This window comes from Cupriavidus cauae (assembly GCF_008632125.1).
GTDB classification, from domain to species: Bacteria; Pseudomonadota; Gammaproteobacteria; order Burkholderiales; family Burkholderiaceae; genus Cupriavidus; species Cupriavidus cauae.
The window spans coordinates 83,179-104,695 of record NZ_VWRN01000031.1 but is presented as its reverse complement, the minus strand read 5'-3'; the positions used below and the strand labels follow the sequence as shown (position 1 = coordinate 104,695).

The window sequence follows — 21,517 nt, the reverse complement described above, 5'->3', positions numbered from 1 at the left end:
TGACGTGCTGGGCGGCGTTTACGCCTGGGCCAGACGCCGGTACAGATTGCCCGGCATCCGCTCGACCGCACCGGTCAATTCCAGTTGCAGCAGCGCCGCGGCAACTGCCTCCGGCGGCAGCCCGGTACGGATGCACAGCGTGTCGGGATCGACCGGATCGTACGCCAGCGCGGTGCCCAGCGCATCGGCGGCGGCGGACGACCGCGCCGCGGTCTCCGGCTTGCCGGCGGCACGCGAGCCTCCCGCCCACGAATCTGCCCTCGAACCTCCCTGCGAACCTGCCCACGGACCTGCAAACAAACCCGGTTCCTCGAACACATCCTGTGGCGACGCCACCAGCTTGGCCCCCTGCTGGATCAGCCGGTGGCAGCCCGCCGCCAGCGGCGCGTGGATCGAGCCGGGCACCGCGAACACCTCCCGGCCGAGCTCGGCCGCCAGCCGCGCGGTGATCAGCGAACCCGAACGCAGCGCCGCCTCGACCACCAGCACGCCGCGGGCCAGCGCCGCGATCAGCCGGTTGCGCTGCGGAAAATGCTGGCTGCGCGCCGGCGTACCCAGCGGGAATTCGCTGAGCAGCAGCCCTTCGGCGGCAATCCGCTGCCCCAGGGCGCGATGGCAGGCCGGATAGCAGCGGTCCAGCCCGGTCCCCACCACGGCGATGGTGCCGCCCGGGCCGGCTAGCCCGCCCGCATGCGCCGCCGCGTCGATGCCGAGCGCGAGGCCGGACACGACCGTGATTCCGGCGCTGGAAAACGTGGAGGCGAATAGTTCGGCGTCCCGCACCCCTTGCACGGTGGCGCTGCGCGCGCCGACCACCGCCAGCGCCGGCCTTTGCAGTATCTCGAGCCGGCCGCGAGCGTACAGCAGCAGCGGCGGGTCGGCGAGGTCGAGCAGGGGGCGGGGGTAGGCGGCGTCCGCCAGTGTCAGCAGGTGGTGGCCGGGTTCGCGCAGCCACGCCACGGTGCGGCCGATCCTGGCCGACAGGGCCGCATCCGGCCGCGCCCGGACGTCCCTGGCCACGGGGCCCGGCAGCCAGCGCGCAAGCTGCGCTTCCCCCGCCGCCAGCACCTGTTGCGGCAGCCCGAACTTGTCCAGCAGCAGCCGGGCGGTCCGGCGCCCAAGGCCCGGCACGGCCTCCAGGCGCAGCCAGGCCGCGACCTCGTCCGGGTCGATCATGGCGGCGCACGCTTCGGGAGCAGAGCAGGGTTCCGGCATAGGCGGCGTTCTATATGCTGTTCATTCCACTTCTGCGATCGGTTCGGCTTCGGATCGACCGGCGGGCAACGGCACCAGCACGCTGCCCGGCATCAACTCGCGGACGGAAGACACGATGTTCACGACGGCGATACCGCCCAGGCCGACGGAACCCGACACCAATTCGACCAGGTTCTGCGCCGGCACATCGGGCGGCAGCCGCGGCAAGACCTCACCGCCTCGCCGGTCGCGCGGGTCGGCGGCGGACGGTGCGTACCCCTGCCAGCGGCTCCCAACCGTGGCGTCGAGCGGCATACCGATCACATACGCAACATCGCCGTCGGCGCCGAACTGCCGGCCATCGGGTAGCGCCACGATGCTGGGACCCGCGACGCAGGGCAGGGCGACCATCAACCCCGCGAGTGCGAGGCTCCGCGCAGGCCGGCGTGCCGGCCACCACAGCCACCACCGCCGCCACAGACGGCACAGACACCACAGAGGCCATTGCCGCCGCAACCGCCACACCGGCGCCGCCTGAGGTTCTTTGGTAAGATCGCGCACTTTGTTGAGCCGGTTGGATGTCCTGGCCGGATTGACGGGTTCCGAACAGCGGGGTACCCAACAGCGGGTACCTCAACAGCGCGCAGCGACCGCCGGCGCGCCTTGATTTTTTCCATTCGCGCCCCGATTTTGCTGACATGGCCCCTGCCGCGACAATGCGACAACGGCCCATTCGACAGCAGCGGCAAGCAACGGCGGCATCGGCGTCGCGCATCAGCACCATGGCCAAACTCGACATCCTCACCTACCCGGACCCCCGCCTGCACATCGTGGCCAAGCCCGTCGCGCAGGTGGACGACCGCATCCGCCAACTGGTCAAGGACATGGCGGAAACCATGTACGAAGCCCCCGGCATCGGCCTGGCGGCGACGCAGGTCGACGTGCATGAGCAGGTCATCGTGATCGACATCTCGGAGACCCGCGACGAGCTGCGCGTCTTCATCAATCCCGAGATCGTCTGGGCCAGCGACAACCGCAAGGTCTGGGAAGAGGGCTGCCTGTCGGTGCCCGAGGTCTACGACCGCGTCGAGCGCCCCGACCGCGTGCGCGTGCGCGCGCTCGACGAGAACGGCGAGACCTTCGAGCTCGAGGCCGACGATCTGCTGGCGGTCTGCATCCAGCACGAGATGGACCACCTGAAGGGCAAGGTCTTCGTCGAATACCTGTCGCCGCTGAAGCTGAACCGCATCAAGTCCAAGCTGCAGAAGCGCGCGCGTACCCGGATGTAAGCGCGCACCAGTCACGCGCAATCCAGCGGCAGCCCGCGCCAGCGGGTTTGCTATGCTGATGCCTCCCTTGCAGTCTCCGCACCGGCCGCCCTCGCGGCCGGTGTTGCCTTTCAGAGTCCAACCGTCCAGCCGGAGCGTTCCATGACCAGCCCCGCCCCCTTGCGCGTCGCCTTTGCCGGCACGCCCGAATTCGCGCGCGTCGCGCTCGCGGCCATCGTCGAGGCCGGCTTTCCGGTGGTGGCGGTGCTGACGCAGCCGGACCGGCCGGCGGGACGCGGCATGCAGCTGCAGGCCAGTCCGGTCAAGCAGCATGCGCTGGCGCAGGGGCTCGGTCCGATCCTGCAGCCGCGCTCGCTGCGCCGCCATGGCAAGTATCCCGAGGAAGCGGTCGCCGCGATCGACGCGCTCGCCGCGCAGGCGCCCGACGTGATGGTGGTCGCCGCCTATGGCCTGATCCTGCCGGCCGAGGTACTGACGCTGCCGCGCCATGGCTGCCTGAACATCCACGCCTCGCTGCTGCCGCGCTGGCGCGGCGCCGCGCCGATTCACCGGGCCATCGAGGCGGGCGACGCGCAGACCGGCATCACGCTGATGCAGATGGACGAGGGCCTCGATACCGGCGCGATGATCGCGCGCGAAGCGGTGCCGATCGGCGAGGACACTACCACCGGCACGCTGCACGACACGCTGGCGGCGCTCGGCGGCCGCATGATCGTGCAGGCGCTGCGGCGGCTGGCGGCCGACGGCGCGCTGCCGGCCGAGCCGCAGCCGGAGCAGGGCGTCACCTATGCCGAGAAGATCGGCAAGGACGAGGCCAGGCTCGATCTGCGCCGCGCCGCGGTGGAACTCGCCCGGCAGATCCGCGCCTTCAATCCCTTCCCGGGCGCCAGCGTGCAGATCGGCGACGCGGCGATCAAGTGCTGGCAGGCGCAGCCGCTGGCTCGCGCGCCCGAGCATGGCGACGCTGCACCCGGTACGGTGCTCGCCGCCGACGCGCAGGGCGTGGTGATCGCCTGCGGCGAAGGCGCGCTGCGCATCACCGAACTGCAGAAGGCCGGCGGCCGGCGCCTGCCCGCGCAGGCCTTCCTGCAGGGCACGCCGCTGCCGGCCGGCACGCGCTGCGCGGTGCCCGGCGGCGCGGCATAATCGCGGCGATCGTCCGGGCGGTGGGCGCGCGACTCACGCCCCGCTCGTCAAGTCGAACCCATTTCCGCGAGGACCGACCATCATGCTGGGCATCGTCGACCTGCCGCTCTTCATCGGCGCCGTGTTTCTGCTGAACGTGACACCGGGGCCCGATACCGCCTATATCGTCGGCCGCAGCGTGGCACAGGGCCGCGCCGCTGGCGTGATGTCCTCGCTGGGCGTCAGCGCCGGCTGCTGCGTGCACGCGCTGGCGACCGCGTTCGGCCTGACCGCGGTGCTGGCCGCCTCGCCGGTGGCCTTCACGGTGATCAAGTACGCGGGCGGCGCCTATCTGGCCTGGCTGGGCCTGCGGCTGCTGTCGTCGAGCTGGCGCACGCCGGCAGGCGGCACCCAGGCGACGGCCCAAGCGCCCGCCACCGACCGCCGCAGCCTGCGCGCGCTGTTCATGCAGGGCTTCCTGACCAACGTGCTGAACCCGAAGGTGATCCTGTTCTTCGTGTCGTTCTTCCCGCAATTCGTCGATCCGCGCGCCGGCCAGCAGGCACTGGCCTTCCTCGCGCTGGGCGCGATCATGGTGGCGATGTCGACGGTCTGGAACTCGATGGTGGCGTGGATGGCCGGCACGCTGACGCGGCGGGCCAGCGAAGCGCCGCGCCTGAAGTGCTGGCTCGACCGCGTGATCGGCGCCGCCTTCATCGGCCTGGGCGCGCGCCTGGCGATGACGCAGCGCTAGCGCCGCGGCCGGCAAAAACCCTTGCCGGCATTGAATTTAGCGGCCCGGCCCCTATCTAACCGTCACCGCACGATCGCGCGCGGACGCCCCGATACGGCGGCTGATACTGCGACAACAGGGTCGCAATGCGGCCGCGCAGGCAGGGCGCCCGGGCGCGCGACGGCGTCACCACGGAGACCACGGCAATGTTCAACTGGGTCAAGACCTTCATGCTGATGGCGGCCATCACGGCGCTGTTCATCGTCATCGGAGGCATGATCGGCGGCCGCAGCGGCATGATGTTCGCGCTGCTGATGGCGCTCGGCATGAATTTCTTCTCGTACTGGTTCTCGGACAAGATGGTCCTGCGCATGTACAACGCGCGGGAAGTCGATGCGGCCAGTGCCCCGCAGTTCTACGGCATGGTGCAGGAACTGGCGCAGCGTGCCGGCCTGCCGATGCCGCGCGTCTACCTGATCGACGAGGACGCGCCCAACGCTTTCGCCACCGGCCGCAATCCCGAGAACGCGGCGGTCGCGGCGACCACCGGCATCCTGCGCGTGCTGAGCAACCGCGAACTGCGCGGCGTGATGGCGCACGAACTGGCGCACGTCCGGCATCGCGACATCCTGATCTCGACGATCGCGGCCACGATGGCCGGTGCGATCGCTGCGCTGGCCAACTTCGCGATGTTCTTCGGCGGACGCGACGAGGAAGGCCGTCCGGCCAATCCGATCGCCAGCATCGCGATGGCGATCCTGGCGCCCCTGGCCGCCTCGCTGATCCAGATGGCGATCTCGCGCGCCCGCGAATTCGAGGCGGACCGCGGCGGTGCCGAGATCAGCGGCGATCCGCAGGCACTTGCGATGGCGCTGGACAAGATCGACCGCTATGCGCGCGGCATTCCGTTCCAGGCGGCCGAGCAGCATCCGGCCACCGCGCAGATGATGATCCTGAACCCGCTGTCGGGCGGCGGCATCGCCAATCTGTTCTCGACGCACCCTTCCACCGAGGAGCGCGTCGCGCGGCTGATGCAGATGGCGCAGACCGGTACGTATCCGGTCTGATCGAAGCGCCGATCGGCGGCCTCGTTGACGGCCTCATTGACGGCCTGATCAAGAGCGTGATCAAGGGCCTGTTAGAAGGCCTGTTCGAGGATCCGTTCGGAGCCGCGCGCCGGCCGCCACGGCGGCCGGTCCGCGCCGACAGGGTAAACTGCCCGCCTTGCTCCTCGCGAGCCGGCGGGCTTTTTGATGCGCGGGCGATGCCCGCACGCGCGGCGCGATGCCGATCCGCGGCGCGCCCCGGCCGCGGTTTCCGCGGGTATTTCCACGCGCGAGTTCTGCGCGTAGTGCCGCCCGCCGTTGTGCCCGCGGTTTTGCCCGCAGTGCCCTTTATTTGTTCGTTTCCTCACGGTGTCCGATCCATGCGTTTGCCTCCCGATTCCCTTGCCTTCCAGATGCTCGCCGCCGCGGCCGCGGTGCGTGGCGTCAACGAGGGCAGCGCGCTGCCGCAGGCGATCGAAGCCGCCTGCGCGCAGTACCGGCTCGAGCGTACGCGTGACGCGAGCGCGCGCGGCGCACTGCAGGACCTGGCCTATCGCACCATGCGGCAGTTCGGCACCGTGCGTGCGCTGGTCACGCGCATGGTGTCGCGCCCGCCGGGCGCGCTGGTCGATTCGCTGCTCGCGGTCGCGCTGACGCTGCTGATCGAGGGCGACAAGGAACAGGGGCAAGATGGCGCGCAGGGCGGAGGACAGGGCGGCTATGCGGCCTTCACCGTGGTGGACCAGGCCGTCAACGCCGCCGCTTCCGATCCGAAGTCCGCGCATGCGCGCGGCATGGTCAATGCGGTACTGCGCCGCTTCCTGCGCGAGCGCGAGGCGCTGCTGGCCGAGGTGCGCCGCGACGAGGAGGCACGCTGGAACCTCCCGGCATGGTGGCTGCGCCTGCTGCGCGAGGCCTATCCCGACCGCTGGCAGGCGCTGGCGGGCAGTGCGAGCGAGCGGCCGCCGATGACGCTGCGGGTCAATACCGCGCGCGTTGCGCTCGACGACTATCTGGCCCGCCTCGCCGCCGCGGGCATCGCGGCCGAACGCGTCGGCCCGCAGGCGGTGCGCCTGGCGCGCGCGCTGCCGGTGGCGCAGGTGCCCGGCTTCGACAGCGGCGAGGTCTCGGTGCAGGACGCCGGCGCGCAGCTCGCCGCGCCGCTGCTCGAGATCGCCGATGGCCAGCGCGTGCTCGATGCCTGCGCCGCGCCCGGCGGCAAGACCGGCCATCTGCTCGAACTGGCCGACGTGGAACTGACCGCGGTCGAGAGCGATGCCGCGCGCGCCCAGCGCATCGACGAGAATCTCGCGCGGCTGCACCAGCGCGCGCAGGTGGTGATCGGCGACGCGAGCCGGCCGCAGGCCTGGTGGGATGGCAAGCCGTACGATCGCATCCTCGCCGATGTTCCATGCTCGGCCTCGGGCATCGTGCGCCGCCATCCCGATATCCGCTGGCTGCGCCGCGAGAGCGATCTGGGCAAGCTCGTCAACGAGCAGCGCCGCATCGTCTCGCAGCTGTGGCCGCTGCTGAAACCGGGCGGCATTCTGGTGTATGTGACTTGTTCTATTTTCCCAACGGAGGGCGAGGAGCAGGCGCAGTGGTTTGGTGCCCAGCTACCAGATGCGATACGATTGCAGGCGCCCGGCCAGCTGCTGCCCGGCAGTATCCCAAATGGCGTGGCTGATGGCGGGACTGGCAGCCACGATGGCCTGCCGTCGGACCACGACGGTTTCTTCTACGCCCGCTTCCAGAAACGCCTCTGATCCGATGCTCGCACCGCTTCGCTTGTCCGTCCTCCGTGCCCATGACGACAAGGCGTGCGGATCCGCAGCAGACCATGCCGGTATCGGCGTGGCCGCGCTGCGCCGGCTGGCGTGGCTGCTGCTGATGGTGCTGGTCCTGTGCGCGAGCGCGTTGTCGCCCCGCGCCGGGCACGCACAGAACATCGACATCCGCGAGGCGCGCGTCGAATATCAGGACGGCGGCTTCGAACTGAACGCCGCCTTCGACTTCGAATTGTCGCCGGCATTGGAGGACGCCTTGCACAAGGGCATCCCTCTGTATTTCGCGGTGGATTTCCAGTTGAGCCGCCCGCGCTGGTACTGGTTCGACGAAAAGCCGGTCAGCACCAGCCGCAGCGTCAGGCTGACCTTCCATCCGCTGACGCGGCAGTACCGGGTCTCGACCGGCGGACTGCAGCTGCCGTTCATGCGCCTGAAGGGCGCGCTCGATTTCATCAAGCAGGTGCGTGGCTGGCGCGTGTTCGAGCGCGGCGACGTCAAGCTCGGCGTGCCCTACCAGGCCGAGGTCCGCATGCGCCTCGACCTGTCGCAATTGCCCAAGCCGTTCCAGATCAACGCGGTCAATACGCGCGACTGGAATCTGTCGTCCGACTGGCGGCGCTTCGCTTATACGCCGGTGGCCGAAGCCCCGCCGGCACCGCCGCCCGCACCCGCCGCGCCGCCTGCACCCGCTGCCCCCGCTTCGCCCGCCGCGCCAACGCCCGCACCGGCAAACGGACATGCGGCCTCGCCCGCGAACGCTTCGCCGGCCGCGGCTGCAACGGGACAGGCCTCGGCTCCGGCGTCGATGCCGCCGTCCGCACCGGGTGCCGCGCCGGGCAACGCTCCGGCCAGCGCACCAGGTCCTGCCTCCACGCCCAATGCTGCGCCGGCCTCGGCCCCGGGCATCGGTAACGTCCGTCCGTCGCCGGCTTTCGGGCGCCCGGTCGCCGGCATGCTGGCGCCGGGCTCGCTGTCGTCGCCGGCCGCCAGGTCATGATCTCCCCGCTGAACAGCGTGCTCGACAGCCGGCTCCGCCGCGTACTGAGCCGCGTGGTCGCCGGCACCATCGTCTTCCTGGCGCTGGTGCTGGTGATGCTGCTGGCGGCCGCGTCGGCCAACACCGAATTCTTCGACCGCTATTTCACGCTGCTGTACAAGATCAATCTGGTGATCGGCGTGCTGATGGTGCTGATCATCGGCGCGCTCGCCGTGGCGCTGTGGGTGCGCTATCGCCGCGGCAAGTTCGGCACGCGGCTGATGACCAAGCTGGCGCTGTTCTTCGGCATCGTCGGCGTGCTGCCGGGCGTGCTGATCTATCTGGTGTCGCTGCAATTCGTCTCGCGCAGCATCGAGTCGTGGTTCGACGTGCGTGTCGAAACCGCGCTCGAGGCGGGCCTGAATCTGGGCCGCTCTACCATCGACAGCGCGCTGGCCGATCTGCAGGCCAAGGCGCGGCAGATGAGCGACCAGATCATCAGCGCCAGCGAGCCCACCAACTCGCTGCAGCTGAACCGGCTGCGCGAGCAGTACGGCGTGCAGGAGGCCTCGATCTTCACCGGCGGCGGGCGCGTGATCGCTTCCGCGTCGAGCAACTACGCGATGCTGGTGCCGAGCCTGCCGTCCGGCGTGCTGGTCGAGCAGGCGCGGCTCGCGGGCGGCTATGCGGCGGTGGAGGGCGGCACCGATCCGGGCACCGACGGCGGCAGCGATGGCCATCCGCAGGCCGAGCGCGCCGACGCCAATCACCTGTACCGGCTGCGCGTGATCATTCCGCTCGGCCCCGCGACGCCGGCCGACGAATCGTCGCTGGGCGCGGCGCCACGTCCCGCCGGCAAGGATCGCTGGGCGGGCTCGGGGCTGTCGCTGGAGCGGCGCGCCGAGGACTATCCTTCGTCGGGCTTCGGCCTGATCGGCGATACGGTACGCGAGGAACGCTATCTGCAGATCGTGCATCCGGTCCCCGCCGTGCTTGCGCGCAATGCCGACGAAGTCCAGCGCGCCTACCAGGACTATCAGGAAAAGGCGCTGGGCCGCACCGGCCTGCGCAAGATGTATATCGGCACGCTGACGCTGACGCTGTTCCTCGCGGTCTTCATCGCCGTGATGCTGGCGCTGCTGCTCGGCGGCCAGCTGGCGCGGCCGCTGCTGATGCTGCTGCAGGGAACCAAGGAAGTCGCCGAAGGCGATCTGTCGCCCAAGCGCGAGCTCAAGAGCCGCGATGAACTGGGCATGCTGACCCAGCAGTTCAACATGATGACGCGTCAGCTGGCCGAGGCGCGCCTGGCGGTCGAGCAGAATCGCGCCGCGCTCGAGCAATCGAAGGCCTTCCTCGAAAGCGTGCTCCAGAACCTGACTGCCGGCGTGCTGGTGATGGACCGGCGCTTCTCGCTGGTGACCGCCAATCCCGGTGCCGAGCGCATCTTCGGGCAGCCGCTCGGGCCGACCATCGGCCATCCCGTCGAGGCGATTCCCGGCATGGCGGCGTTCGGCGAGATTGTGCGGCAGGCCTTCTCGGAGCAGAGCACCAGCGAGGTGCTCGGCGGCGCCGCGCACTGGCAGAAGCAGATCGAACTGCCGCACGGCGACGAGGAACAGCCGCTGACGCTGCTGGTGCGCGGCGCGCGGCTGCCGGGCGGCGACGCTATCACCGACCATGCCGAGCCTGGCTACGTGGTCGTGTTCGACGATATTTCCGATGTGATTTCGGCTCAACGGTCGGTCGCATGGGGCGAAGTGGCCCGGCGCCTCGCGCATGAAATCAAGAACCCGCTGACGCCGATCCAGCTGTCGGCCGAGCGACTGCAGATGAAGCTCGCGCCCAAGCTCGAAGGCAATGACGCGGACGTGCTAAAGCGCGGCGCCACCACGATCGTTAACCAGGTAGCGGCGATGAAGCGCATGGTCGACGATTTCCGCGACTACGCGCGCACGCCGCCGGCGATGCTGCAGACGCTGCAGCTCAATGGGCTGGTGGCCGAGGTCCTGCATCTGTACGGCATCGACGATCCCGGCCTGCACGAGCATCCCGTGATTCATCCGTCGCTGGCCGACGATCTGCCCGACATCAAGGGTGACCCGACCCAGCTTCGGCAGGTGATACACAATCTGCTGCAGAATGCGCAGGATGCGGTGGCGGAGAACGTGGCGGCGGGCCGTCCGGCGCCTTGTATCGCTCTGCACACCGAGACTGTAGAATACAAAGATGCCTCCGGCGAAAGCCGCCAGGCTGTCAAGCTGACCATCGCCGACAATGGTCCGGGGTTCGCCCCACGCATCCTCAGCCGCGCGTTCGAGCCATACGTGACGACCAAGGCGAAGGGGACCGGTCTGGGTCTTGCGATGGTGAAGAAGATCATTGACGAACATGGGGCGCGCATCGAGCTGCGCAATCGCATGGAGGGCACCGAAGTCGCCGGCGCCCAGATATCCATCCTGTTCGCCAAGCTGGCATAGCGATGCATGATGATGCGGTCCGACCCGGAACGCCGCGGAGGGGTTAAGAGGAAAGTATGGCAACCATCCTCGTAGTCGACGACGAAATGGGTATCCGTGAACTGCTCTCGGAAATCCTCAGCGACGAAGGCCATGTAGTCGAAGTAGCCGAAAACGCGCAACAAGCCCGTGAATACCGTGCCGGCAATACGCCCGACCTGGTGCTGCTCGACATCTGGATGCCGGACACCGACGGTGTGACGCTGCTCAAGGAATGGTCCTCGCAAGGCCAGCTGACGATGCCCGTGATCATGATGTCCGGGCACGCGACCATCGATACCGCGGTGGAAGCGACCAAGATCGGCGCGCTCAATTTCCTGGAGAAACCGATCGCGCTGCAGAAGCTGCTGTCCGCGGTCGAGCAGGGCCTGGCACGCGGCCAGGAACGTCCGCGCGCGGCAGCCGCGCCCGCGGCCCCGGCCGCCGAGCCCGCCGCCCGCGCCGCCGAGACCGCGCCCACGGAAGCGTCCGCCAACGGCACGCCGCAGCGCGTACCCGAAGCCGAAATGCAGTTCTCCTTCGACATGCCGCTGCGCGAGGCGCGCGACATGTTCGAGCGCGCCTACTTCGAATACCACCTGCTGCGCGAGCACGGCAGCATGACGCGCGTGGCCGAGAAGACCGGCCTGGAGCGTACCCACCTGTATCGCAAGCTCAAGCAGCTCGGCGTCGAGCTGAGCCGCAACAAGCCGGAGCCGGCCGAGCAGTAAGGATGACGATTCGGCGCGGCGGGGGGTTGACCAGTCCCATGCCCGCTGTTATAGTTTCGCTTCTTTGGCCCGGTAGCTCAGTCGGTAGAGCAGAGGATTGAAAATCCTTGTGTCGGCGGTTCGATTCCGTCCCAGGCCACCAGTATTATCAAGGGGTTACAGCGCGTCGCGTTGTAACCCCTTGTTCGTTTGTAGTCCCGTGTAATCCCCTTGTAAGCGGTTGCGGCAACGGTTCCCTCCAAGCTCATGGCATTGAAAAAACCCTTAGTGGCATAGCGGAATGGCGACCATCGCCCCGATGGGACACTCCGCGCGTTCAGCGGTACGACACCGCGCCTCTCAGAGGTGCCTCCCGCGTCTGCAACGGGCATGGTGAGGGGCGCCGCCCGCTCCTCTTGGCTGTCACCACTTACCTAGCCCAGCGCCTGCCCAGTCGAGAAGGCGAATAGGGTGCTCGGCGGCTACTGACGACCTGGTTCCGCCTACAATCGATTGATTGACCGGAGGAGACGCCCATGCACAGTACTGCAGCTGTTGTTCTCGGCACCATCCTATTTGGGGCGGCGGGCCTATGGTTGATCGTGCGGGTGTGGTGCCTGGTAGACCAGCGGCAGCGCCGGCGAGAGGCGACCGCGCGAGAAAGGTCTGGGTATATCACCATGTGCAAGCACGGCCCTGATGGCACCCACTGGGTCGTACGTCGCGCAGCTTCGGAATTCCGCGCCTCGGCAGTTGACACCGAAGTACCAGAATTCCTGCGAAAATAGCGCGCGAGGGGCGGGAATCACCGCCTAACCATTTCATGGGCGCTATCCCGCCTTTGGCGGGTGATGGCTATCCCGGAGCACCGTAAGCGGACGCCGCTCTGCCGATGGTCGTCATCAAGGACGTTGATGAGGTGGCTGGCACGCTTGATGACGGCTGAAGAGGCGCGCTAGGGGCAGCTCGATGCCGGAGACAGGGCCAGCGCACCGTAGATGACCAAATGTAACCCCTGTAAATGGCTGCATCCGACCGCTTTTTGCGATAATTGCCATCCCAAAATTGATCATGGGAACAGCGTGCTACCTCGATTCAATGCCTCGATGGTCCTGCCGCCATACACTGGCGCCGACCCCACTCAGTCGGCAACTATGTCGCCGTACCGGGCCGAGTTTTTGGAGTTTGCGCAGCAGTTTGCAACATCCCGGCATCGCGCCGATCTTCTTGATGGGCTAATCGCCTACCGCGAAGCGCTGCGAAATATCGGCATTACTCAAGGGTTTCAATGGTTTGATGGAAGTTTTGTCGAAGACGTGGAGCATTCGAGGGGGCGACCGCCTGCCGACATCGACGTCGTCACCTTTGCCTATGGGCCGCCATCCGCCGACCCGCTCGCTTATCGCGCATGGGTCTTGCAGAACCAAGCGTTGTTCGACCCTCGCGAGACCAAACGGCTACATAAATGTGATGCGTTCTTTGTCGACATGAGGCAACTGCGTCCCGAACTTCTTGTTGACCGTACGCGGTACTGGTTTGGGCTGTTCTCACATCAAAGAGCAACAGCCTTGTGGAAGGGAATCGTACAGGTGCCACTGGTGTCTGACGACATACAGGCGAGGATAATGCTGCAGAACCTCCAGTTTGATGACCAGGGGGGCAACGATGCTTAGGAAGCTCGAAGTTGACGCACTCAAGGCCGATCTCTCTGCCGTCGATGCATTGCTTACGTCCTTCACCGAGGAAGAGGACCCAATCGGCTGGTATCAGTTCAGCGCCCGCAAGGAAGAAATCAAACACGCACTGGATCAGATTGTCTCACGTCCGGTCACGCACGCCGAGCTTGGCGTGTTTTTCGGTGGGCGCCCCGTCCAAGGCTCCCGCGGCATCAATGCTGACTTCGCGGGCAAGGCACTAGAGGATTTACAGGCGCTAATTTCGAAGCGTTACTCTGGTCGTGAGTTTGGTCGACTGGCCCAACGCGGACCTGTGCCGGGTGGCGATACCTCACAAATGCTCGTAACGAACATCGTGCGGGGCTCCGTGGGTTTTGTGCTTGAGGAATCGGGCAACGATGCCCAGCTAGTCGAAACGCCACTGAAAGAAGCGGTCGACGAAGTGGCTGACATTCTTTCGCGAGTTGGTGCCGACGATGAGGCTGTGTTTGAGGAAGCGGCATCTGAACTGGATGAGCGACTCCTGGTCACACTTCGGCAATTTTTCCAACGTCTCGACGACTTCGGCGCAACGATGCGGGTCGTCGATGGCACGCGGGATTTCCTGCTCGATCGCCATGCGGTATCGCGCGCGCGCGAGCGTACCCAAGCGATAGAAATCGTAGAGCGCGACGTGGAAATGACGGGCACGCTTTTCGTGTTGCCCGAGTCGAAACGGTTCGATCTCATCACCATGGTCGACGGCCAGCAGGCGGTCCTCAAGGGAACACTTAGCTCATCCGTGTTCCGTCAGATTCATGGCCAAGGCGACGAAGAGCATCCGCCAGTCGACCCGCGCGCCATCACCCGAACACCGTGGGTCGTCGAACTTAAGACCCGTGAGCTGCGCGAGCGTAACCGAGCGCCAAGGCAAGTGCATACGCTGCAACGGCTTGTGCGGCCGGAGCCGGGCAACGACCAATGAAATGGAAGCCGCCTACAAGGCGGCTTTTTCATTCATGAGCCGGGAACAGTTGTAACGCATTGGCACCCTCGACCTCTAGGTAGATCACATGCACGGGCGTGGGTTTGCAAGTACATACCTGGTAGCATGTACAGGACGTAGAAAAACTATGGGATGCAATGGAGCCCGCTCAGCACGCTTGGGAAACGCTTTCAAACAGCATGCGTCTTTACGCTGAGGCAAGCGTGTCTTTCAATAGACTATTCGCCGTGGATCCGGAAGAGGCCATCAACAACCTTGATCGTGCTTTCGAATCGAAGCTGGAGGCCTTTCACACCCTCTACGACGTCACGAAAAAGATTGCCGGCTTCGACTATTTTGGCTACGGCGATACGTCGCTATTGATCGTCCTTCGCAATGCTCTCCATCATCGCGACCACAGCCTTTTCGTCAGTTGGAACAAGGCAATGCACATGAATGGTGGCTTGGTCAAAATGGCTGGGGCTGCGTTCTTGCTTGCCAACTATGGTGGAGTGGCGACTGGCACCTCGAATTATTTCCTGCTCCTCAAAGATTTTTCGAAGAGATTGGAACACGCTTCCATCCGAGACCCCGAGAAGCTGCGCGCTCTGTGGGACGAAGACCTTTCATTCGTCTCCATTGCCTCCCACGGAGCCCAACGACGCTATCCGCAAGATCAGATCTATGTCAACGTAATCCCCGTCTTCATTTGCGCTGTCGCGCGAGTCGCTAAATGGCTCGCCTCCAAAGAGCTTGTTCCGCTCGGCTTCGACGGCAAGACATACGCGACCCACTTTGCTCGCACAGAAATCCCACGATTGAAGCAACCCACCTTTGCGGAGCTTCGCCTTCCATATCCACCGGGATCTTGACTCACCGGATGGGCCAGCGCATACGCTACCGCCTACGTACTATTCGCTTTGAGGTGGCACCAGTTGCCAAGATGTTTTCATCTGAGTTCGAAGGCCGTTCGGCCGTGTTCACATGGCAACCTTCGAATCGTGAGAAGCCGTCATCCACCCAGCTTTACCGAACGGCGGTCGCGAATAGTTAGCACAAGGACGAATCCGCATGCGCTGCGGCGAAGCGATTTGGCTCCAAGCGAAAAAGCAATAAGCGCTTACGATACCGATAGGCATGAAGCGCTCCTTAAATCAGCAATCCTCCGGATGACGCCGTGGGAAATTCGGCTCATTAATCTGTTCCCATGCCGTCAACGACTGCGCGGGTAAGGGTCATCGTGACTCGTCTCGTAAATGGGGGGGGGGGCGCTACTTGCCATACCGATACTTGTCGAGCGAGTCTACGCCGCAACCCACTCCGCCGACAACGTCTCCGCCTGTCTCATGACGACGTTCGTCGCTTCCTCCTGCCGGTCTGGCGGATACTTGTAGCGCTTGAGCAGAGTTTTCACCATCACGCGGAGCTTCGCCCGGACAGCTTCCCGCTTCGCCCAGTCTACCGTGACGGAGCCGCGCAGTTTCACGACCAGCTCCACCGCGATTTTTTTCAACGTCTCGTCGCCTAACTCGCGCACGGCGGCTTCGTTAGTGGCTAGCGCATCGTAGAACGCCATCTCGTCGGGGCTCAGGCCCAACTCCATGCCCCGCATTGCCTCAGCTTGGAACTTCTTCGCCATGGCGATGAGCTCCTCGATGACCTGGGCCGTCTCAACGGCGCGATTGCGGTAGCGGGTCAGGCTCTGCTGCAGGAGCTCTGAGAACTTCGCGCTCTGCACGACGTTGGCCTTGAAGCGGGACTTGATCTGGTCTTTCAGCAGGCGTTCCAGCAACTCCACAGCCAGGTTACGTTGCTGCATGTGCCGCACGTCTTCCAAAAAGTCGTCGGAGAGGACGCTGATGTCCGGACGTTGCAGACCGGCCGCAGAGAAGATATCGATGACCTGGTCGCTGACCACCGCCCGGCTGATAATCTGCCGTACAGCATGTTCCTTCTGCTCGTCCGTCAGGGCCTTGTCGGCACCACTATGCTTGATGAGCGCTGCCTTGACGGCTTGCAGGAATGCCAATTCATCACGATAGGCTAGCGCATCTTCGAGCGTGCAACACAAGGCGAATGCCTTGCTCGCCGCCAGCACCGTGTCGGCGAAGCGCTTCTTGCCATCATCCTGGCCCAGCAAATGGTCGGCCACAGCGGGCAACAGTTGCCACGCCTGGGTCCGAAACGCCGTGTAATCGACGCCATGGAGCATGTCGTGCAGCACGTCCATCTTTTCGATCAGGACGGCCAATGCGTCGTGCGCGTCGATAGTCGGCTTGCCTCGCCCACGGGCTTGCGTATATGTAGCCAGCGCCGCTTTCAGCTCGTTGGCGATACCGATGTAATCGACTACCAGGCCACCCGGTTTGTCCTTGAATACCCGGTTCACGCGGGCGATGGCTTGCATCAGGTTATGACCGCGCATCGGCTTGTCGATGTACATCGTGTGCATGCACGGGGCATCGAACCCGGTCAACCACATATCCCGCACAATCACCAGCTTGAAGGGGTCGTGGGGGTCCTTGAAGCGCTTTTCCAAGTCGTCGCGCACCTTCTTGGGATAGATGTGCGGCTTGAGCATTGCCTTGTCGGATGCGGAGCCGGTCATCACAATCTTGATGGCACCCTGTGTTGGGTCGTCGCTGTGCCATTCCGGGCGAAGCTGCGTAATCGCATTGTAGAGATGCACGCAGATGTCGCGGCTCATCGCGACAATCATCGCCTTGCCGTCCATCACGGATTGGCGGTTCTCCAAGTGGCAGACGATGTCGGCGGCGATCTTCTGGATACGCGGCGGTGCGCCGACGATTCTCTCCAGCGCAGCCCAGCGGCGCAACGTCGCGACCTTGGCCTCATCGCTTTCCTCGTCCTCAGTCAGTTCGTCCACTTCGTCATCGAGTGCGCTGGCATCTTCCTCTTTCAGCTCCAGGCTAGCGAGGCGGCTCTCGTAGTAGATGGGCACCGTAGCCCCATCCTTTACCGCCTGCTCGATGTCGTAGATGTGGACGTAGTCGCCGAACACGGCCCGAGTGTCACGGTCATCGAGCGATACCGGCGTGCCGGTGAATGCAACGAAAGTGGCCTCTGGCAGCGCGTCGCGCAAATATTGCGCGTAGCCATAGCGGACCGCCGTGCTTTCACCCTTGCTGTTCGTATTGGGCAGCCGCGCGTCGAAGCCGTATTGGCTTCGGTGAGCCTCGTCGCAAATCACGACGATATTGCGACGGTCGGACAGCACGGGGAACGTGTCCTCGTCTGCGCCGGGAGTAAACTTCTGGATAGTGGTGAAGATGATGCCGCCCGATGGACGGTTCGCCAGTAGGCGGCGTAGCTCGGGCCGGGTGTCGGCCTGTACGGGGGTTTCACGCAGCAGTTCATTCGCGCCTGCAAACACCCCAAATAGCTGGTTGTCGAGGTCATTGCGGTCCGTCACGACCACGAGCGTCGGGTTGCCCATGCCCTCGTGGGCCATCAGGGCACCGGCCAGGCATGTCATTTCAATGCTCTTGCCCGCACCCTGCGTATGCCAAACGACGCCCCCCTTGCGCGACCCACCCGGGGCGGAGGCTTGCAGCACGCTCTGCACGACCGCGCGTACAGCATGGAATTGGTGATATGCCGCGACCTTCTTGACAAGTTGGCCCTCGTCCTCGAAGAGGATGAAGTGGCGCAGGTACTCAAGCACGTAGTCCCGGCGGAACAAGCCGCGCGTCAGCGTCTCGAGCTCCCGCATCGCGCCGAGCGGGTCCGTCTCTTGACCGTCGATGGTGCGCCAGGCCAGGAAGCGCTCCTTGTTCGACGTTAGGGAACCCATACGAGCGGTGGTGCCGTCGGAGATGACCTCGATGGCATTGGTGTTGAACAGGTCCGGGATGTCCTGATGGTAAGCCTGCAGCTGGTTCCAGGCGGCCCAAATGTCGGCGTTCTCATCGCCGGGGTTCTTCAGTTCAATTACGACAATCGGCAGGCCGTTGAGGTACAGCACGACATCCGGTCGACGAGGCCGTTTCGGGCCTTGGATGTACAGCTGGTTGACGGCGAGCCAGTCATTGGCGGCGACGTCGGTGAAATCTACGAGGCGGACGCGGTCCCCGCGCGTTTCGCCGTCCTTCTGGAACTGGACAGGCACGCCGTCTACAAGCCAGCGGTAGAGCTGACGATTGACGTTGACAAGGCCCACCACATTTGGGCTCAGCACCTGGCGCAACGCATCGTCGCGTGCGACGGCGGGAACGTGCGGATTCAGCTTCGCAATGGCGGCAGCCAGCCGGTGGCGCAGTGCTACATCACGATAGGTGTCGCGTTCCGTGCCTGGCGTCTTGGAGTCTGGGGGCGATATATGAGGTCCATGGGCGGTCTGCCAGCCGAGTGCGGCCAGCCACTCAACCAATGCCTGTTCAACTGCGTCCTCCGTGATACCCCTCATGCCAATGCCTCGTTCAGTTGCGCCTCCCCTTCTGGGACGCGAACTTCGCCGGATATCAGACGGGGGAGGAGCGAGTCGCGCAATTCCTGCAGCGATAGCCGTTGTTTTTCCCCCGCTGTAATGCGGTCGAACACACTGCCAGATAACTCCATGAAGCACTCGACAATGCCGCGAGGTGGAACTATCAAAGGAATTTGCCGAAATATAGATTTACTGATTTCCATGAAGGTCGAGCCGTTGGCTTTTTGCTTTATGGAATCCATATTTTCCTTGCACCAAAAATACAGATACTGCGGGGGCAGATTTCCATCCGGAAGCATCGCGATGTAGCCTTGATTCACAGCGAGAGGAATCTGCGCAATAGCTAAATAGCCGATCGGCGCCCGCGATGACATTAGCAAGGTGCCAGCCGGGAGCAATCCACTGCTGACCTTCGCGAGTCCCGCGTCCGATAGGCGCCGCTCCGTGCTTAACAACACAGGGGATGTGTTGCGGGATAAATCTTTTGGCGTCGTCCAGTAATGAATAGCGGGTTCCCAGTACTTGCCTTCCTGCGTGCTAGGCGTGCCCCCTCCGACACAATTTATTTCTTGGCCGACGTGAGATACTCTCCATCCGGCTGGAATAGCGCCAAGCGCGGAATTGGCAAATGTATGCGGAAACAACTCCGCCATTTTTGCATCCATTCCTTCCGGCTCTCGGCCTTCAGTCTTCGCGCGTACCGGGTCAAAGTCGATGAACCAGCTTTTGAAGACTGTTTGTGCGATAGCTTCTAGTGTTATATTCGTTTCGCAAAGCACATCTATCCGATCGTCTATAGCACCGAGTACGGCAGCGATTTCTTTCTGCACCTTAAGGCAAGGGGTCGGAATGTTCAACGATTCCAGAACCGGAATGCGCACATTACTGACCGTCGAGCCAGTGCCTTCATTCCATCCTATCTCGTGCTGTACCTGAGGAGATTGCAGCGCATACAACAAGAATCGACTATCAACGACCGCCGGGTTGGGCCTTAGCAATACTTGCCGCTGTCCAAGACAGCATTCCAGCCCCTTGGGAATCATGCAAACCTGCCCCATCGGGGCTTCGCGGGTAAAGATTATGTCCCCTCCACGGGGTTTTGCGCGGCGAATCCGCTGCTCAAAATGCTGTGCATCGGTGAATGATGACGACGACAAATCCAACCGTCCGTTCTTGATGTTCTGGTTACGGATGACAATATAGCCCGCATCCGTCCATACTGGCGTGCTGTGCGGGCAATCCGCGATGAGGCTACATAACTCTCGAAGTGGGCGGACTTCAGACTGCATATCCGAGCCTCCCGAGCTTTTCACGAATCACGGCGTCGAGGTCCGCGCACTTTGCAATCTGCTCGGCAAGTTGCGCTGTTAGCCGGTCCATCGCCTCACTAAAAACCTCGTCGTTGTCCTCTGCTACTTCGGCTCCGACGTAGCGGCCCGGCGTGAGCACATAGCCGTGCTCCGCAATCTCGGCTTGCCTCACTGACCGGCAGAAGCCGGGCACATCCGCATACGGCTGCTCCGCGCCGTCCTCCCCATCGGCACGCCACTGATGTACGGTCTTGGCAATTCGGGCTATATCCTCGTCATCGAATACGCGGACCACGCGAGATTGCATGCGACCGAGCTTCCGCGCGTCAATGAACAAGACCTCGCCACGCCGGTCGCGACCCGGCTTGGCACCAGCGATGGAGGCCCCGCTCTTGTCTTTGGCCAGGAACCACAGGCACGCAGGAATCTGCGTGTTGAGGAACAGTTGCGGCGGCAGGGCGACCATGACATCAACCAGATCGGCCTCGACCATGGCGCGACGGATAGCCCCTTCGCTGTTTTGGTTGCTGCTCATGCTGCCATTGGCGAGCACCACACCCGCCTGACCCCGTGGACTCAGATGATGCAGGATGTGCTGGAGCCAAGCATAGTTCGCATTGCCAGCGGGCGGTGTACCGTACGCCCAGCGACGGTCATCAGCCAGCCGCTCGGCACCCCAATCGCTGATATTGAACGGCGGGTTCGCGAGTACGTAGTCGGCCCGCAAGTCGGGATGCTGGTCACGATGAAACGTATCCGCGGGCTCTTTACCTAAGTCAGCGGCCAAACCACGAATCGCCAAATTCATGGCAACCAGGCGCCAAGTCGTCGGATTCGCTTCCTGGCCGTAAATGCTGATGTCATCGGCCCGGCCACCGTGCGATTCGATGAACTTCTCGCTCTGGACGAACATGCCACCCGACCCGCAGCACGGGTCATAGACGCGGCCCTGGTGGGGCGCCAGCACCTCGACCAAGACGCGGACCACTGACGCAGGCGTGTAGAACTGTCCGCCCTTCTTCCCTTCGGCCGTGGCGAACTGCCCCAGGAAGTATTCGTACACTTCCCCTAACAAGTCCTTTGCGTGGTGCCCCTCGCCAAAGCCGATCTTCGAAATCAGGTCCACCAGCTCGCCGAGCTTCCCGGGTTCCAACTGCGTGCGGCCGAACCGCTTGTCGAGGATGCCCTTGAGGCGCGGGTTGTCGGCTTCGATAACTTCGAGCGCCGCGTCAATCCGGACACCAATGTCCGCCTGCTTGGCCTGGGCCCGAAGCGCCTCCCAGCGTGCCGCGGCGGGCACCCAGAAGACGTTTGCCATCGTGTAGTAGTCGCGCTCTTCCAGCGCGTCAGCGTGGTCGGCCTCGTCGGGCAGATAAAGGTCGTTCGTTTCGTCCTTGAACGCGGTCAGCAACTGGGCCCGGCGCTCGTCGAAGGCGTCCGAGATGTACTTCAAGAAAATCAGGCCGAGGACAATATGCTTGTACTCGGCAGCGTCCATGGAAGCGCGCAGCTTGTCGGCCGCGGCCCACAAGGTCTTTTTGAGGTCTTGATTCATGCGCTGTAAAAAAGGGGTCAGACGTAAAGAAAACTTGCGAATAATACTGCCCAACGGGCCTGGCCGTCACAGACCGACACGTTCCGCTCATCACAACGAAGGCGGCATAAGCTGGACAACGGCTTCGCTTACACGCGATTTGAGGGCGGCGAGCGCGAAATGTGCACGAACGCGCTGACCTCCGCGGGTATAGATCAGAGGCGCCGTCGC

The 21,517-nt window shown here is 64.3% G+C and carries 16 protein-coding genes and 1 tRNA gene; 12 read left to right on the top strand and 5 right to left on the bottom strand.

All coding sequences use genetic code 11. The features are described 5' to 3' along the window. Positions 1-18: 18 nt before the first annotated feature. Both dprA and F1599_RS11415 read right to left on the bottom strand, forming a co-directional pair. The gene (gene dprA / locus F1599_RS11420) at positions 19-1,215 is read right to left on the bottom strand and encodes a DNA-processing protein DprA (RefSeq protein ID WP_150083189.1); all 1,197 of its coding nucleotides are present in this window, start codon (positions 1,213-1,215) and stop codon (positions 19-21) included. 21 nt (positions 1,216-1,236) lie between these two features. Then, the gene (locus F1599_RS11415) at positions 1,237-1,605 is read right to left on the bottom strand and encodes a hypothetical protein (protein ID WP_150083188.1); all 369 of its coding nucleotides are present in this window, start codon (positions 1,603-1,605) and stop codon (positions 1,237-1,239) included. Positions 1,606-1,976: 371 nt separating this feature from the next. On the opposite strand from F1599_RS11415, the gene def reads away from it, so the two are divergent. The 12 genes from def to F1599_RS11350 all read left to right on the top strand — a co-directional run bounded on the left by def (position 1,977) and on the right by F1599_RS11350 (position 14,867). Beyond that, on the top strand, positions 1,977-2,483 hold the full coding sequence (def, locus tag F1599_RS11405) for a peptide deformylase (RefSeq protein WP_149317433.1): 507 nt from the start codon (positions 1,977-1,979) through the stop codon (positions 2,481-2,483). 141 nt (positions 2,484-2,624) lie between these two features. Beyond that, positions 2,625-3,629: a methionyl-tRNA formyltransferase gene (fmt, locus tag F1599_RS11400; RefSeq protein WP_150083186.1), complete on the top strand. Its 1,005-nt coding sequence runs from the start codon at positions 2,625-2,627 to the stop codon at positions 3,627-3,629. Between the two features lie 82 nt (positions 3,630-3,711). Next, entirely contained in the window at positions 3,712-4,362 is a 651-nt protein-coding gene (locus F1599_RS11395; RefSeq protein WP_150083185.1) for a LysE family translocator, read from the top strand. A 185-nt stretch (positions 4,363-4,547) separates the two neighbouring features. Beyond that, positions 4,548-5,408 (top strand): zinc metalloprotease HtpX, encoded by an 861-nt coding sequence (gene htpX, locus F1599_RS11390; protein ID WP_149317436.1) that lies wholly within the window; start codon positions 4,548-4,550, stop codon positions 5,406-5,408. Between the two features lie 359 nt (positions 5,409-5,767). Beyond that, positions 5,768-7,153 carry a 16S rRNA (cytosine(967)-C(5))-methyltransferase RsmB gene (rsmB, locus tag F1599_RS11385; RefSeq protein ID WP_150083184.1) on the top strand — a complete coding sequence of 462 codons (1,386 nt, stop codon included), beginning with the start codon at positions 5,768-5,770 and terminating at the stop codon, positions 7,151-7,153. Positions 7,154-7,175: 22 nt separating this feature from the next. After that, positions 7,176-8,171 (top strand): DUF4390 domain-containing protein, encoded by a 996-nt coding sequence (locus F1599_RS11380; RefSeq protein ID WP_395895447.1) that lies wholly within the window; start codon positions 7,176-7,178, stop codon positions 8,169-8,171. Continuing rightward, the gene (locus F1599_RS11375; protein ID WP_150083182.1) at positions 8,168-10,627 is read left to right on the top strand and encodes a sensor histidine kinase; all 2,460 of its coding nucleotides are present in this window, start codon (positions 8,168-8,170) and stop codon (positions 10,625-10,627) included. The genes F1599_RS11380 and F1599_RS11375 overlap by 4 nt, the downstream gene beginning before the upstream one ends. A gap of 56 nt (positions 10,628-10,683) precedes the next feature. Further along, complete coding sequence (locus F1599_RS11370; RefSeq protein WP_149317440.1) at positions 10,684-11,376, top strand: response regulator; 693 nt, start codon at positions 10,684-10,686, stop codon at positions 11,374-11,376. Positions 11,377-11,442: 66 nt separating this feature from the next. Beyond that, positions 11,443-11,518 (top strand) — tRNA-Phe (locus F1599_RS11365). A gap of 835 nt (positions 11,519-12,353) precedes the next feature. Beyond that, complete coding sequence (locus F1599_RS11360; protein WP_150083181.1) at positions 12,354-13,028, top strand: DUF6932 family protein; 675 nt, start codon at positions 12,354-12,356, stop codon at positions 13,026-13,028. Next, complete coding sequence (locus tag F1599_RS11355; protein WP_150083179.1) at positions 13,021-13,995, top strand: hypothetical protein; 975 nt, start codon at positions 13,021-13,023, stop codon at positions 13,993-13,995. Before F1599_RS11360 ends, F1599_RS11355 begins: the two co-directional genes overlap by 8 nt. A gap of 248 nt (positions 13,996-14,243) precedes the next feature. Then, a complete protein-coding gene (locus tag F1599_RS11350; RefSeq protein ID WP_223819583.1) occupies positions 14,244-14,867 on the top strand; it encodes a hypothetical protein in 624 nt (207 codons plus the stop codon). Between the two features lie 431 nt (positions 14,868-15,298). Here the strand turns inward: F1599_RS11350 and F1599_RS11345 are convergent, their stop codons facing one another. From F1599_RS11345 to F1599_RS11335, 3 genes are read right to left on the bottom strand one after another with little or no spacing between them, the layout of a single operon-like run. Then, entirely contained in the window at positions 15,299-18,421 is a 3,123-nt protein-coding gene (locus F1599_RS11345; protein ID WP_150083175.1) for a type I restriction endonuclease subunit R, read from the bottom strand. Continuing rightward, the gene (locus F1599_RS11340; protein ID WP_150083173.1) at positions 18,418-19,731 is read right to left on the bottom strand and encodes a restriction endonuclease subunit S; all 1,314 of its coding nucleotides are present in this window, start codon (positions 19,729-19,731) and stop codon (positions 18,418-18,420) included. The genes F1599_RS11345 and F1599_RS11340 overlap by 4 nt, the downstream gene beginning before the upstream one ends. Beyond that, positions 19,721-21,307, bottom strand: coding sequence for a class I SAM-dependent DNA methyltransferase (locus F1599_RS11335; RefSeq protein ID WP_150083171.1), 1,587 nt, complete (start codon positions 21,305-21,307; stop codon positions 19,721-19,723). The genes F1599_RS11340 and F1599_RS11335 overlap by 11 nt, the downstream gene beginning before the upstream one ends. Positions 21,308-21,517 lie beyond the last annotated feature (210 nt).

Coding starts and splice junctions, on each gene's coding strand:
- F1599_RS11340 (WP_150083173.1), bottom strand. CDS start 19,731: ATGCAGTCTGAAGTCCGCCCACTTCGAGAGTTATGTAGCCTCATCGCG.
- F1599_RS11375 (WP_150083182.1), top strand. CDS start 8,168: ATGATCTCCCCGCTGAACAGCGTGCTCGACAGCCGGCTCCGCCGCGTA.
- def (WP_149317433.1), top strand. CDS start 1,977: ATGGCCAAACTCGACATCCTCACCTACCCGGACCCCCGCCTGCACATC.
- F1599_RS11370 (WP_149317440.1), top strand. CDS start 10,684: ATGGCAACCATCCTCGTAGTCGACGACGAAATGGGTATCCGTGAACTG.
- htpX (WP_149317436.1), top strand. CDS start 4,548: ATGTTCAACTGGGTCAAGACCTTCATGCTGATGGCGGCCATCACGGCG.
- rsmB (WP_150083184.1), top strand. CDS start 5,768: ATGCGTTTGCCTCCCGATTCCCTTGCCTTCCAGATGCTCGCCGCCGCG.
- F1599_RS11355 (WP_150083179.1), top strand. CDS start 13,021: ATGCTTAGGAAGCTCGAAGTTGACGCACTCAAGGCCGATCTCTCTGCC.
- F1599_RS11345 (WP_150083175.1), bottom strand. CDS start 18,421: ATGAGGGGTATCACGGAGGACGCAGTTGAACAGGCATTGGTTGAGTGG.
- dprA (WP_150083189.1), bottom strand. CDS start 1,215: ATGCCGGAACCCTGCTCTGCTCCCGAAGCGTGCGCCGCCATGATCGAC.
- F1599_RS11360 (WP_150083181.1), top strand. CDS start 12,354: ATGACCAAATGTAACCCCTGTAAATGGCTGCATCCGACCGCTTTTTGC.
- F1599_RS11335 (WP_150083171.1), bottom strand. CDS start 21,307: ATGAATCAAGACCTCAAAAAGACCTTGTGGGCCGCGGCCGACAAGCTG.
- F1599_RS11395 (WP_150083185.1), top strand. CDS start 3,712: ATGCTGGGCATCGTCGACCTGCCGCTCTTCATCGGCGCCGTGTTTCTG.
- fmt (WP_150083186.1), top strand. CDS start 2,625: ATGACCAGCCCCGCCCCCTTGCGCGTCGCCTTTGCCGGCACGCCCGAA.
- F1599_RS11415 (WP_150083188.1), bottom strand. CDS start 1,605: ATGGTCGCCCTGCCCTGCGTCGCGGGTCCCAGCATCGTGGCGCTACCC.